Below are 12,571 nucleotides of genomic sequence, written 5' to 3'. Positions count from 1 at the left end.
AAGCTTTCGAGGGGAGAGGCCAGGCACTGACTTAAAGAAATGAGGAATGGTCATTGATATAAACCAGAAGAAAATTGCTTTCGGAGATAAGTACAACATCTTCATCAACGGAGAGCAGAAGTTCTCTGCCTCCACAGCAATCATTAGCCTTCTTCCATCAGTTCACTTACTCAGCCTCGACAGAACATACAGCAGTTTGACAATTGATAAACAATGGTCGTGGTTCAATACCAAATATAACATCAAATTACCCGGAGGAGACTCAATTGATTTTAGAGCTGCTTCATTCTGGAAAGTCCATTACAAGTGTCAGGACGGAGGCGACTTGTATGATATTTATGGGCACAAAGGCAGGAGGTACTCAGTCTATAAAAACGATACGCAAATAGCTTGGTGGGACAAGGAAATGGTTTCCTGGTTTGAGGGTGACAACTACAGAGTTTTTGCCGATGACGACTGCAGCGCTGAACTGATTATTGGCTTTTGCCTCATAGTCGACAGCCAATTCAGCAGCAACAAAAATGGGAATACGATAACCATTGATTTTGGAAACATTGGACCCCAGGCCAGAGCATTCGATTGTACCTGGAAACCGAAGCTATTCCACTAAAGTATAGCAATTGTCAATCCCGACTACAGGGAATTAAATACCACTTATCACAACTGAACTGCCTGAAATTATCAACACCATACCTATGCTGGATTTTCCGAATGCTAAGATAAACCTGGGACTGCTGGTGACAGAGAAACGCTCCGACGGATTTCATAACCTGGAGTCGTGCTTTTACCCGGTGCGCTGGTGCGATGCCCTGGAAATTGTGCCAGCAGAGGCGGAAGTATTTACGATGAGCGGCCTGCCCGTGCCCGGTAATCCGGATACGAACCTCTGCCTGAAAGCCTACAAACTATTGCAGCAGGACTTTGAGCTGCCGCCTGTGCACATGCATCTGCACAAAGCCATCCCGATGGGAGCAGGGCTCGGAGGTGGCTCTGCAGATGCGGCTTTTGTCCTGAAGCAACTTAACAGTTTGTTCGAGCTCAACCTAAGCGAAGAAAAGCTCGAAGATTATGCCCGGCAACTTGGCAGCGACTGCGCTTTTTTTATTCGGAACAAACCGGTGATTGCAGTTGAAAAGGGAGATGTGTTCAAACCGGTGGAGCTGGATCTGAGTGGCTATACCTGTGTGATCGTATACCCGGGCATCCATATTACCACAGCCGAAGCCTATGGCAATATCATACCTAAAAAGCCGAGCTGTGGCATTGAAATGTACCTGAAGCAGGATGTGCAGGTATGGAAAGAGGTACTCAAAAATGATTTTGAAGAGGCACTCTTCCCGCGCTACCCAGAATTGACAGGTATAAAAGAGCAGCTCTACAGAGCAGGCGCCGACTATGCCTCCATGACCGGCTCAGGGTCTGCCGTGTACGGGCTTTTCAGGAACGAACCTGACAACCTAATCTTTCCCGGCCACTACCTTCTCTGGAGAGGGCTGCTTTAACTTCTTGCGGCGCTCGCTGTACGTGTCCAGCACCGGGTGGATGAACACGCTGAACAGGATAATGGTAGCCCCGATGTAAAAGTTAGAGGTCATCTGCTCATTCTCGTTGAAGATGAGCCAGGCCAGCAGGATGCCGTAAATCGGTTCCATGTTCACGGTCAGGTTCATGGTATAGGCTGATATTTTCTGCATCAGCCTGACAGAAGCGGTATAGGCGTACACCGTACACACCAGCGCCAGAACCAGCAGGTATACCCAGTCCATGCCGTTCATGGCAAAGCTCAACGTACCTGTCTCCGTAAACAGTTCGGCATAGATTGGGAAGAACAGTGCAGTACCGATACAGGCGCCTGCCATCTCGTAGGCCGTAATGGTAGTGGAAGGATGCTTCTTGGCCAGACGGGCATTGATGATCGTAAAGATGGCGCCCAGCAGTGCAGACCCAACTGCCATACCTATCCCCAGCATATTGTCAAACTCCGTCTCGGCCTGGAAAATAATGTACAGGCCTAGCAGGATGATAACTCCCAGTAGGATTTCGTGGAATTTAAGCTTTTTGCTCGTGAAGGCTGGCTCCAGCAGGGCCGTCCACAAACTACAGGTGGCCATACCTACCAGGCAGAGCGAAACCGACGAGATGCGGGCCGAGGCAAAGAACAGGATCCAGTGCGCCGAGATCATCAACCCGACACCCATGATGATGAACAAATTGTTGCGCCCCAGCCAGAACTTGGTCTTGCGCCGGTAAATGATGGCGCCCAGTGCCAGTGCTGCAATGAGTGTGCGCAGGAATACCAACTCCACTGCCGGAATCGTGATCAATTTGCCAAGTATGGCTGTGAAGCCCCATAACAAAACAATGAAATGGAGCTCAATAAAATCCTTGAGACGCGGCATTAGCGTGGAATATAGCGGTAAAGTAGAAAGCCTATACCTGTAAAAATAACACTCGGCACCCAGGCCGCATACATCGGGTCAAGGTCGCCGACCTGGGCCAGGCTGCGGCTCGTGATCACGAAAATAATGAAGACGAATGCCAGGAAGAAGCCCAGCGCGATCTGCATACCTACGCCACCGCGCGCCTTGCGGGCACTCACGATCACCCCAATCACTGTGAGAATGATGATGGCAAAAGGATAGCTGTAGCGCTCGTATTTCTCGATCAGGTAGGTTTCGATATCGTCGGCACCACGGCTTATTTTCTCGTCGATAAAGCGGTTAAGCTCCGGCAGCGTCATGGTCTGCTCCAGCTTGTAGGTACTCTCAAAGTCCTTAGGCAGCATGTTGAGCGTCGTGTCCAGTGCCCCGCCGTGGTAGATGCTCTCGTTCTCGCCGTCGAAGGTGCGGAGGGTATAGCGGTCCACGCTCCATTTCTGCCTGTCGGGGTTCCACTGTACGCTGCTGGCTGATAGTCTCTTGCTCAGATTGGTGCCCTTTATTTCTTCAATGGCAAAGTTATACCCGACGTGTGCCGTGACGTTGTAACTTTCCATATACACATAAGTGTCAGGGGCTATCTTGACATGTATGTTGCGTTTGTCGTAGGTAAAGGGGCTCTTCACATACTTTACCTGAAAGGCCACGCTCTCTTTATTCGAGTTCGGGATCACCCAGCCGATCAGGCCAAAAATAAGGGCGCCGATAATGGTAGCCCCAATCAAGTATGGCACCAGGAAACGTTTGAAGCTAACGCCACCACTCAAGATAGCCACAATCTCGGTATGCGAGGCCATTTTGGAGGTCACGAACACGGTCGCGATGAACACCGTAATCGGGCTCAGCATGTTCGCGTAGAACGGGATCAGGTGGATGTAGTAGTCGAAGATGATCTCGGAAATGGGTACACTGTGCTTGATAAAGTCGTCGTTCTTCTCCGTGAAGTCAATCACCAGAATCACAGAGACCATGATCAGCACCGTGAACACATACGTGGTCAGGAACTTCTTCAGGATGTATTTGTCAATTAGCTTCAATGCTGCGCTTTAGTTACAATCTTGTCATTAGTTTTTTCACCATCACGTCTTTCCAGTCACGGAAAGTGCCGGCGATGATGTGCTGGCGGGCCTGCTTGACCAGCCAGAGGTAGAAGGTCAGGTTGTGCACGCTGGCGATCTGTCCGGCTAGGTATTCGCCGCTGTGTACCAGGTGGCGAAGGTAAGCCTTGCTGTAGAACGTGCTCACATAGCCACCTAGTTCCGCATCAATCGGGCTGTGGTCGGTGGCCCACTTCAGGTTACGAATGTTAACGATGCCCTGCGTCGTGAACAGCATGCCGTTGCGGGCGTTACGGGTCGGCAGCACGCAGTCGAACATATCTACGCCCAGCGCGATGTTCTCCAGAATATTGGCCGGCGTGCCCACTCCCATCAGGTAGCGCGGCTTGTCGGCCGGCAGGATGTCGCATACCACTTCGGTCATCTCGTACATCATCTCGGCTGGTTCGCCCACAGAGAGGCCGCCTATGGCGTTGCCTTCACGACCAAAACTGGCGATGGTTTCAGCTGACTGCACACGCAGGTCCTTGTAAGTGCTGCCCTGCACGATCGGGAAGAGCGTCTGGTCGTAGCCGTACTTTGGCTCGGTAGAGTCAAAACGGTCGACGCAGCGCTGCAACCAGCGGTGCGTGCGCTCCATCGAGTTCTTGGCGTAGGTATAGTCGCAAGGGTAGGGGGTGCACTCGTCAAAGGCCATGATGATGTCGGCCCCGATGGTGCGCTGCGTGTCCATCACGTTCTCGGGCGTAAAATCGAGTGCAGAGCCGTCGATATGCGACTTGAACTTCACACCTTCTTCCTTGATCTTACGCGTACCGGCCAGCGAGAACACCTGGTAACCGCCGCTGTCGGTGAGTATAGGGCGGTCCCAACCATTGAATTTATGCAAGCCACCGGCCTGCTCAAGTATGTTCAGTCCCGGGCGCAGGTATAGATGATAAGTGTTGCCGAGTATGATCTCAGCCTTGATGTCGTCTTTCAGTTCACGCTGGTGAACCGCTTTCACGGTCCCTGCCGTACCTACGGGCATGAAGATCGGGGTTCCGATGGCGCCGTGCGCCGTCTGCACCACCCCGGCGCGGGCCTTTGACTGTATATCTTTTGCTACTAATGAAAACTGCATGGTATGTGATTGTCAGCGCACTATGCTACAAGAAGCAAGCCAACTGGTTCAGCTGCCTGAGGGCTGCCGGTTTTTGCTAAATGGTTATCGAAATAATCTGCAAAGATACATAGCGCGCACCCACAAAACATAAACAATTATTAAATGATGAAGATGTTCGTAAATGGCTTAATTATCCCTATTTTTGGTAGTTACTTGTGCCGCGCCGGATCAGGAATTCAAAATCAGGAATGATGCCGAGGCCAGCAATTTCCTTTACCAGGCAGACGAACCTTTTCTGCCGATTAATTTGGGAAGTAGCTTTTGTGCCGCGTCATCGTGCGATTTTGAAAAATCCCGTGAGCAGCCATTTAACAATCCAACCGTCAACTTTAGCAAGATTTGATTCCAATTATACTCCTGGCGGTGCTGGCTTTTTGCGTGCTGGTGCAGCTATACTATGCTTTGTTTTACTTCCTGCCGCTGAGCAGGTATAAAGATCCGGAGCCGGACACCCTGCGGCCCGTGTCGGTGATTGTGGCGGCGCATAATGAGCAGGACAATCTGTTTGAGTTACTCCCCATGCTGCTCGACCAGCAGTACCCCGAGTTTGAGATCATCCTGGTGAACGACCGCTCTGACGATGATACCGAATTTTACGTGTATGAGCTCGAGCGCCAGTTTCCGAACTTCCGGGTGGTGACGATCAAAAAGACGCCAGAGTATCTCAATCCGAAAAAATACGCGCTGGCTTTAGGTATACGCGCCGCCAAATACGAACACATGCTGTTCACGGACGCGGACTGCCGCCCTTGCAGCGAACACTGGATCGAAAAAATGCAGAGTGGCTATCATGCTGGTGCTGATCTGGTTATCGGTTATTCCCCTTATAAAAAACTGGGTGGTTTCCTAAATCATCTGATCAGGTATGAAACCTTACTGACCGCAATTCAGTATCTGTCTCATGCAAACAAAGGACACGCGTACATGGGCGTTGGCCGAAACTTATCGTATACTAAGTCATGTTTCTTTAGAAACAAAGGGTTTGCATCTCATATCAAGACTACCGGCGGCGACGATGACCTATTTGTCAGAGATGCCGTCAACAATAGTAAAGCAAGCATTGTTATCAGCAAGGAAGGGCAAACAGTCAGCATTCCCAAAAAGACGTTTCGGGAATGGCTGGTACAAAAAAGAAGGCACATGGCCGCCGGCAGGCAGTACAATGCGGCAGACAGAGGGAGGATAGGGACTTTTATTTCATCCAATATTCTTTTTTACGCACTGGTAATTATTCTTCTTGTTCTAAATAGCCATTTGACTATATTGGCCGCTCTTGTCGGAATCCGCTACCTGGCGGTGTATCCGATCTATGTAAGTGTGGCGCGCAGATTAGACGAAGGTGTTTCTTTGCCGTTGTTGCCGCTGCTCGATATTGCTTATTTTTTTAGTTACCTGCTCCTTGGGGTATCCGTAGTATTGAACAAACGAATCAGATGGAAGTAAACAAACAATTCTCCGCAAAAGCGAAGCACGATTTCAAGCTGATACAGGCGGCTGTTGAAGAAAACGACGAGAAAGCTTATGCTGAGTTGATGAGCATATACAAGAAGCCGGTATACCACGTGGTACTCAAAATGGTGCGCAACGCCGACGACGCTGAGGACCTGACTATAGAGGCTTTTGCTAAGGCTTTTCGCAACCTGCATAAATTCAACCCGGAGTACGCTTTCAGTACCTGGCTGTTCCGCATCGCCACCAACAACTGCATCGACTTTATCCGCAAGAACCGCATCAAGACGATGAGCATCGACTCGGCCATTAAGATAGACAATGGCGACGAGATCACGATCGACTTCAAAGACAAGAACCTGAACCCGCAGGAAGAAGCCATAAAGAACCAGAAAATCGAGATCATGCAGTACGTGGTAGCCAAGCTGCCAGAGAAGTACCAGCGCCTCGTAACACTGCGCTACTTCAACGAACTTTCTTACGAAGAGATTGCCACCGAGCTAAACGCCCCGCTTGGCACCGTGAAAGCCCAGCTGCACCGCGCCCGCGAGCTGCTCTATGACATGGTGAAGAACAAGAAGCACTTGATTTAATTGTTAAATTGTTGATGGTTAAATTGTTAATCGCACACAAGAATCGCTCTGCGAACCAACCATTTAACAATCAAACAATTTAACCATTAAAAAAGATATTGATTACGTTTTTAGAGCCCCTGTTGCTTTGTGCGGCAGGGGCTCTATTTTTGGGCTGATTTCCGGACTTATTTCATATTTTTGTGATGCCCATTGTTACAGCAGGGCGCTATAAGTAGTAGAGCTATACCTTGCAAACACAGACCATGCGAAACCTGAGCGAAGCCATCCTGGTACGAATGGGCAGGCTCCATCTATACCTGCGATACAGGGGAAGGGGTGAACAAGAGCTGCATCGCAGGTACGAAGGCCAGTACCGCAACGCCGGCCTGGTGCTCTTGTTCGACCTCTTTATGGCCCTGGCCGTAGTGGTAGTGGTAGCCGCTGTGGCAGGTTTACTATACCTTGTAACAAGTTAGAAAGAGAACGAGATGTATGATTATCTCAACTTTCAAACTCTTAAATTCCTAAACTCTTAAACTCAACCATGTCCATCTCCATCCGCATACTCTTGTCAGGTTATTTTCCGGAGCTCACCGAAGACCAGCTCGATAAATATGAGCGCATGGCCGAACTGTACCGCGAGTGGAATGAGAAGATAAACGTGATCTCGCGCAAAGACATGGAGCATATTGGGGAGCACCACATCCTGCACTCGCTAGGTATAGCCAAAGTGATTCAGTTCCCGGCGCAAGCGCATGTGCTGGATGTGGGCACAGGCGGCGGTTTGCCTGGCCTGCCGCTGGCAGTGATGTTTCCGGAGGTGAAGTTTCACCTGGTCGACTCGATTGGTAAAAAGATACACGTGGTGCAGGAGATTGCCCGCGAACTGCACTTGCAGAACGTAACGGCCACCCATGCCCGCGCTGAGCAGGTGCGCGAAAAGTTTGATTTTGTGGTAAGCCGCGCCGTAACCCGTCTGGCCAATTTCTACCCTTGGGTGATGAGCAGCTTTAAGAGAGAAGCTATACCTGACAAAGGCATCTACTACCTCAAAGGCGGCGACCTCGAAGAAGAAATAGCTGAATCAGGCCTGATCACGAAGGTATACGACCTGAAGGATTATTTTACAGAAGAGTTCTTCGAGACGAAGAAGGTGGTCGTTGTGCCGATGCCGTAATAAGAATTGTCGATGGTTTTGTCTCAATATTTATAGCCTATTCCAATGGTGGTAGGTCAACAATTACCCCAGACAACAATTCAACCATCAACAATTTAACAATCAAACCCCCTCCAACAAGAACTTCACAGCTCTCGCTTCGGAGTAGTAAATGTTGTTCCGGAAGTCTTCTGCAAAGCCCACGTGGCCGCCTCCTTCAGGTGTCTCCAGGTATAGGTATGGGTTTTCGCCCGCCTCTTCGAATGGGAAGCAAGAAGTTGTCAGGAACGGGTCGTTTTGGGCATTTACTAACAGGGTAGGTACTTGTATGCGCTTCAGGAATTGCTTGCTGCTGGATCGTTTGTAGTAGTCATCTGCATTTTCGAAGCCGTGCAGTGGTGCTGTATACTTGTCGTCGAACTCCGGGAAAGACCAGAATAAGCTGTAATTGCTGAGATCCAGGGCATCCGGGTACATCTCCTTCTTTTGCTCCAGTTTCTGGCCTAAGGTTTTTAAAAAGCGCTGGGTATAGATTTTGGAAATGCGTTTGGCAGAGCTTTTCAAATCGATGGGCACTGAAAAAACGGACGCACGTTTCACTTCGCCGGGCACTTGTTCCGGGTCTTCGCCCAAATATTTTAAGCTGATGTTGCCGCCGGCGCTAAACCCGACCAGGTATATGGTTTCGTAATTTCCGCTGTCTAAAGCATGACGCACCACAAAGTCGAGGTCGTCGGAAGCGCCCAAGTGGTAGGAGCGGAGGAGTTTATTAGGCTCGCCGCTGCAGCTGCGGTAGTTCCAGGCCAGCGCGTCTACGCCATGTTCGTTCAACGCCTTCACCATCCCCATAATATAGGGCCGGTGCGAGTCACCTTCCAGTCCGTGCGATAAAATGGCCAGCGAGCGGGATTTAACGCGCGACCAGTCGGCATCAATAAAATCGTCGTCGGGAGTGGTGAGCCGTTCGCGGTGGTAGCTCACACCTTCTACCTGCCGGAACAAACTGGGCACAATCGTCTGAATATGCCCGTTGAAGAGGTAAAAAGGCGGTTTGTGCTGGGACGTTAAGATCGGCATCAGGTATAAGGTATTTTGTAATGAATACGAAAAAGTCAAAATTACGGCCTTTCTATATTTGTAGCTACATCAGTGGGCTGCTTTTGACGTATTCCTTATATAACCAACACAACATAAGACAATGAAGTTTATTAAACATATCAAAACATGGATCCTAGCCTGCCTCCTGCTAGTTTCTGTTACGGCCTGTAACTCCGAAACACGGCATAGTGCCAATCGTGAGGTAGAGGAATTTTCGACTTGGGTAGATGAGAACAGCAGACGCGCCGAAACAGCCACCGAAGAAGAGTGGAATGAAATGGAGGCAGAGTACAACCGCAAAACCACCGAAATAAAGAAGCGCAGCGCCGACTGGGACGACCAGACCAAAGCAGAGTGGGAAAAAGCACAGGCTCAGTGGCAGGAAACCATTGGTCGAGCCGGAGCCCGGTTTAGGGCAACTGATGCAGAACCGGAGTTCGACACAGTACAGGAGACTGGAGAACAATAGGCTTTAGGGCAATACTATATAGAATAATGCTATACATTTATATGTTTTACTTTGAATATTACTATTCCAAGGAATGTAATAATGCGTATAAGGCAGTATAACTAACGATAATTATAAGATGAATATAAAATCAAATCTTAAAATGCTAGGTATGGCGCTAACAGTTAGTGCATTTACCTTTGCCTGTAACTCTGAAACCCGCACTGAAACGAACAGTGAGATTGATGAAGCACAAGTAGAAGCGAACGAAACGAGTGTGGAAGCGGAGCGTGAATATGATGAATTCTCAGTATGGGTGAACGATCAGTCATCTCGCGCTGAAACAGCTACCGAAGAAGAATGGCGTGAAATGAAAGCAGAATACAACCGCCGCGAGGCTGAACTTGACGCCAAAAGCGACACTTGGGACGACGAAGGCAAGCGTGAATGGCAGGAGGTGAAAGACAGCTGGAAACGTACAGAAGACAAAGTACAGAAGCGTATCGGTGATGTAGACGTTGATGTTGACGTAGAACGAAAAAATAACTAACCTAGTTTTTAGTTGAAGATCAAGCCTGGGGCTGCGGCGAACGCTGTGGACTCAGGCTTTTTTCATTGGAAGGTATGATAAAGTACTAAGCAAGGTGACAGGTATAGCCGGTTCGTTGGTCTAGGGTTTTTCAGGCGCTAACGTGTTCTGGTCTTCCTCTTTGCCGCTGGTGCAGCTAAAAAGAAGAGGCATACAGGCAGGCTGCAGAAAGAAACGAGCGGCAGTCATGGTTTTCATGCTAAATAAGTGTAATTTTGGGCCAGCATAGGTTAAGTATTGCGGCGGAATAATCCCAAGGCTGCAATAAATCCCTGATCAGGCTTTTTTATAGCGGGGAGGTTTTGGAATTTAATTTCAAAGAATATATCTTTGCAAACTCATTTAGGATACGCAACGAAATTTTAATTAGTATAAAATAACATGGCTAATCACAAGTCGGCATTAAAGAGAATCAGATCTAACGACGCGAAACGTCTTCGTAACAGATATCAGGCGAAAACTACTCGTACTTTCATCAAAAAGCTGAAAGGCACTACAGACCAAACTGAGGCGCAAGAACTGTACAAGACAGTTTCTTCTATGCTTGACCGTCTGGCAAAGAAAAACATCATCCACAAAAACAAAGCTGCTAACAACAAGTCAAAACTGGCTAAGTTCGTTAACGGCTTGGCTGCAGCCTAGTTTTTTGCTGGAATACCATTCCGAAGCCTTACACGTTAGTGTAAGGCTTTTTGTGTTTTCTGTTAGAGCTGTTTGAAGGTGTCTTATTTGCCTTTAATAGGCTCTTTCCTTTTTTTGATAACTTTCCTTGGTGTGTCGCTGATGGGATAGGGAAGGAGTAGTTGGTTGGTATATTTCGTAGTTAGTGGAATTTACGCTGTGAGGTATGAGAACTTTCTGTTTTTGCTTTTGTTATCCTGCAGGGATCATGGTTATAATACTGCTACTCCAATTGCAAACCTGCAATGCACAGTACTAAAACGCTATACCTGCGGTATGTTGAGTTAATCTTTAAATCTGCTATACCTGGGCCAGAGGCCCCACCATTGGAAGTTCGCTCCATTGTGCATGTACCCGTCAGCTAGGCGAACCCCCCTTTAACTACAATCACTCCAGTGGCTTCAGGTATAGCCCTCTCCTAAAATAAAAAATCCTGAGGCCGTTACACAACCCCAGGATTCTGAAAATCAAATATTCCTTATTCTAAGCAATACTCAACTTGATCATATTCGTGCGCTTCTGCTCGTATATCGGCATACTCGCTGTGTTGATGAACACATCGCCTTTGTTCAGGTAACCGGATTTGAGGAGCATCTGCTTGATGTCTTCAATGGTGGCGTCGGTTGACTCGAACTTGTCGTAGTAGAAGCCGCGGATGCCCCATACCAGGTTCAGGGTAGTAAGCAGGCGCTCGTTTTCTGTGAAAATAAAAATGTCGGCTTTGGTACGGTATTTCGCCAGTTGGAAGGCCGTATACCCTGACTTGGTCATACCGATCACAGCACGGGCGTTGGTGTCGCGGGCAAGGTTGCAGGCGTTGGCTACCAGGCTGTCGTTGTAGAAGGTGCCAGAGTGCGGATTCAGGATGTAGGTCTTGTTGAAGATATCGGCCTGGCGCTCCACCTCGCTGATGGTTAAGTTCATCGAACGGATTGTCTCAACCGGATAAGCGCCCACGGCTGTCTCGGCACTCAGCATCAGGGTGTCGGCACCGTCAATCACAGCGTTAGCTACGTCGTTGGTTTCGGCGCGGGTCGGCTTTGGGTTCACGATCATGCTCTCCATCATCTGAGTAGCGATGATCACCGGTTTGGCGGCCTTGTTGCACTTCTCTACAATCATTTTCTGTAGCATCGGCACACGCTCCATACCTGTTTCCACGCCCAAGTCACCGCGCGCCACCATTAGGGCGTCAGACTCTGCAATAATAGCATCGATGTTGCGGATAGCCTCCGGCTTTTCGATCTTGGCGATCACACGGGTGTCCTTGCCGCGCTCTTTTATGATGCGCTTGATATCAAGAATGTCCTCCACGCGACGCACAAACGAGAGGGCTACCCATTCCACGTTGTGGTCCAGACCGAAGTGCAGGTCACGCAGGTCTTTTTCAGTAAGGGATGGGGCCGAAACGATGGAGTCTGGCAGGTTGATGCCCTTGCGGGGTTTTACTACGCCACCATATTTCACTTCGGCTTCTACCACTTTGTCTTTGTCAGTGGAAATTACCTTGAGCTCCAGTTTTCCGTCGTCCAGCAGGATGGTGTCGCCTGGGTTTACGTCTCTGGCAAGCTCGGTATAGTTGGTGGCCAGGTGCTCGTGGTTGCTCACGGAGCCGTCGCAGCGCATGATCACACGCTGGCCTTCTTTTATTTCTACGCCACCGTTTTCAACCTCGCCAATGCGGATCTTAGGACCCTGCAAATCCTGAACGATGCAGACGTTGGTATTGAAGCGGCGGTTCAATTCGCGGATATGCTCTATTACCTGCAAATGTTCTTCATGCTCTCCGTGCGAAAAGTTCAGGCGGAAAGCGTCTACGCCTTCCTGCATCAGTGCCAGCAGGCGGTCAAAGGTATTGCTGGCAGGGCCAACAGTTGCCAGTACTTTGGTCTTGTTGAAGATTATCTTCATAAT

Annotated in this window: 14 protein-coding genes; 9 read left to right on the top strand and 5 right to left on the bottom strand. The window is 49.2% G+C overall.

Going from position 1 to position 12,571, the window contains the following annotated elements:
- Positions 1-46 precede the first annotated feature (46 nt).
- Together AC4QZR_RS00685 and ispE are read left to right on the top strand one after the other, a co-directional pair.
- Entirely contained in the window at positions 47-610 is a 564-nt protein-coding gene (locus AC4QZR_RS00685) for an LURP-one-related/scramblase family protein (RefSeq protein WP_494479207.1), read from the top strand.
- An 85-nt stretch (positions 611-695) separates the two neighbouring features.
- Positions 696-1,502: a 4-(cytidine 5'-diphospho)-2-C-methyl-D-erythritol kinase gene (gene ispE, locus AC4QZR_RS00680; protein WP_494479206.1), complete on the top strand. Its 807-nt coding sequence runs from the start codon at positions 696-698 to the stop codon at positions 1,500-1,502.
- On the opposite strand, the gene AC4QZR_RS00675 is transcribed toward ispE, so the two are convergent.
- The 3 genes from AC4QZR_RS00675 to tgt are packed head-to-tail and all read right to left on the bottom strand — an operon-like array spanning position 1,458 to position 4,619.
- Positions 1,458-2,399: a DMT family transporter gene (locus tag AC4QZR_RS00675; protein WP_494479205.1), complete on the bottom strand. Its 942-nt coding sequence runs from the start codon at positions 2,397-2,399 to the stop codon at positions 1,458-1,460. The two genes, ispE and AC4QZR_RS00675, sit on opposite strands and share 45 nt — an antisense overlap.
- Positions 2,399-3,475, bottom strand: a complete 1,077-nt coding sequence (locus AC4QZR_RS00670; RefSeq protein WP_253400578.1) for an LptF/LptG family permease — start codon at positions 3,473-3,475, stop codon at positions 2,399-2,401. The genes AC4QZR_RS00675 and AC4QZR_RS00670 overlap by 1 nt, the downstream gene beginning before the upstream one ends.
- A 13-nt stretch (positions 3,476-3,488) precedes the next feature.
- The gene (gene tgt / locus AC4QZR_RS00665) at positions 3,489-4,619 is read right to left on the bottom strand and encodes a tRNA guanosine(34) transglycosylase Tgt (protein WP_494479204.1); all 1,131 of its coding nucleotides are present in this window, start codon (positions 4,617-4,619) and stop codon (positions 3,489-3,491) included.
- A gap of 381 nt (positions 4,620-5,000) precedes the next feature.
- Here tgt and AC4QZR_RS00660 point away from each other — a divergent pair, with 381 nt between their 5' ends.
- From AC4QZR_RS00660 to rsmG, 4 genes are all read left to right on the top strand, one after another.
- A complete protein-coding gene (locus tag AC4QZR_RS00660) occupies positions 5,001-6,104 on the top strand; it encodes a glycosyltransferase (RefSeq protein ID WP_494479203.1) in 1,104 nt (367 codons plus the stop codon).
- On the top strand, positions 6,095-6,703 hold the full coding sequence (locus AC4QZR_RS00655) for an RNA polymerase sigma factor (protein ID WP_007659731.1): 609 nt from the start codon (positions 6,095-6,097) through the stop codon (positions 6,701-6,703). Before AC4QZR_RS00660 ends, AC4QZR_RS00655 begins: the two co-directional genes overlap by 10 nt.
- 245 nt (positions 6,704-6,948) lie before the next feature.
- On the top strand, positions 6,949-7,161 hold the full coding sequence (locus tag AC4QZR_RS00650; RefSeq protein ID WP_494479202.1) for a hypothetical protein: 213 nt from the start codon (positions 6,949-6,951) through the stop codon (positions 7,159-7,161).
- Between the two features lie 68 nt (positions 7,162-7,229).
- Positions 7,230-7,862: a 16S rRNA (guanine(527)-N(7))-methyltransferase RsmG gene (gene rsmG / locus AC4QZR_RS00645; RefSeq protein ID WP_494479201.1), complete on the top strand. Its 633-nt coding sequence runs from the start codon at positions 7,230-7,232 to the stop codon at positions 7,860-7,862.
- A gap of 102 nt (positions 7,863-7,964) precedes the next feature.
- Here rsmG and AC4QZR_RS00640 read toward each other — a convergent pair whose 3' ends face one another.
- Positions 7,965-8,918: a YheT family hydrolase gene (locus tag AC4QZR_RS00640; RefSeq protein WP_494479200.1), complete on the bottom strand. Its 954-nt coding sequence runs from the start codon at positions 8,916-8,918 to the stop codon at positions 7,965-7,967.
- 121 nt (positions 8,919-9,039) lie between these two features.
- Between AC4QZR_RS00640 and AC4QZR_RS00635 the strand changes: the two genes are divergently transcribed.
- The 3 genes from AC4QZR_RS00635 to rpsT all read left to right on the top strand — a co-directional run bounded on the left by AC4QZR_RS00635 (position 9,040) and on the right by rpsT (position 10,618).
- Positions 9,040-9,408 carry a hypothetical protein gene (locus AC4QZR_RS00635; protein WP_494479199.1) on the top strand — a complete coding sequence of 123 codons (369 nt, stop codon included), beginning with the start codon at positions 9,040-9,042 and terminating at the stop codon, positions 9,406-9,408.
- Between the two features lie 151 nt (positions 9,409-9,559).
- The gene (locus tag AC4QZR_RS00630) at positions 9,560-9,937 is read left to right on the top strand and encodes a hypothetical protein (protein ID WP_494479198.1); all 378 of its coding nucleotides are present in this window, start codon (positions 9,560-9,562) and stop codon (positions 9,935-9,937) included.
- A 420-nt stretch (positions 9,938-10,357) separates the two neighbouring features.
- Complete coding sequence (gene rpsT / locus AC4QZR_RS00625) at positions 10,358-10,618, top strand: 30S ribosomal protein S20 (protein WP_116542815.1); 261 nt, start codon at positions 10,358-10,360, stop codon at positions 10,616-10,618.
- Between the two features lie 522 nt (positions 10,619-11,140).
- Here rpsT and pyk read toward each other — a convergent pair.
- Complete coding sequence (pyk, locus tag AC4QZR_RS00620; protein WP_253400570.1) at positions 11,141-12,568, bottom strand: pyruvate kinase; 1,428 nt, start codon at positions 12,566-12,568, stop codon at positions 11,141-11,143.
- Positions 12,569-12,571 lie beyond the last annotated feature (3 nt).

It is taken from the genome of Pontibacter sp. YIM B11418 (assembly GCF_059278805.1).
The sequence above is the reverse complement of the archived record's forward strand: the minus strand, read 5'-3'. Positions and strand labels throughout refer to the sequence as shown.

What these genes read in the sequence shown, in the direction of transcription:
- AC4QZR_RS00675 (WP_494479205.1), bottom strand. Translation starts at nt 2,399, where the DNA reads ATGCCGCGTCTCAAGGATTTTATTGAGCTCCATTTCATTGTTTTGTTA.
- AC4QZR_RS00635 (WP_494479199.1), top strand. Translation starts at nt 9,040, where the DNA reads ATGAAGTTTATTAAACATATCAAAACATGGATCCTAGCCTGCCTCCTG.
- AC4QZR_RS00655 (WP_007659731.1), top strand. Translation starts at nt 6,095, where the DNA reads ATGGAAGTAAACAAACAATTCTCCGCAAAAGCGAAGCACGATTTCAAG.
- rsmG (WP_494479201.1), top strand. Translation starts at nt 7,230, where the DNA reads ATGTCCATCTCCATCCGCATACTCTTGTCAGGTTATTTTCCGGAGCTC.
- AC4QZR_RS00685 (WP_494479207.1), top strand. Translation starts at nt 47, where the DNA reads ATGGTCATTGATATAAACCAGAAGAAAATTGCTTTCGGAGATAAGTAC.
- tgt (WP_494479204.1), bottom strand. Translation starts at nt 4,619, where the DNA reads ATGCAGTTTTCATTAGTAGCAAAAGATATACAGTCAAAGGCCCGCGCC.
- AC4QZR_RS00650 (WP_494479202.1), top strand. Translation starts at nt 6,949, where the DNA reads ATGCGAAACCTGAGCGAAGCCATCCTGGTACGAATGGGCAGGCTCCAT.
- pyk (WP_253400570.1), bottom strand. Translation starts at nt 12,568, where the DNA reads ATGAAGATAATCTTCAACAAGACCAAAGTACTGGCAACTGTTGGCCCT.
- ispE (WP_494479206.1), top strand. Translation starts at nt 696, where the DNA reads ATGCTGGATTTTCCGAATGCTAAGATAAACCTGGGACTGCTGGTGACA.
- rpsT (WP_116542815.1), top strand. Translation starts at nt 10,358, where the DNA reads ATGGCTAATCACAAGTCGGCATTAAAGAGAATCAGATCTAACGACGCG.
- AC4QZR_RS00630 (WP_494479198.1), top strand. Translation starts at nt 9,560, where the DNA reads ATGGCGCTAACAGTTAGTGCATTTACCTTTGCCTGTAACTCTGAAACC.
- AC4QZR_RS00640 (WP_494479200.1), bottom strand. Translation starts at nt 8,918, where the DNA reads ATGCCGATCTTAACGTCCCAGCACAAACCGCCTTTTTACCTCTTCAAC.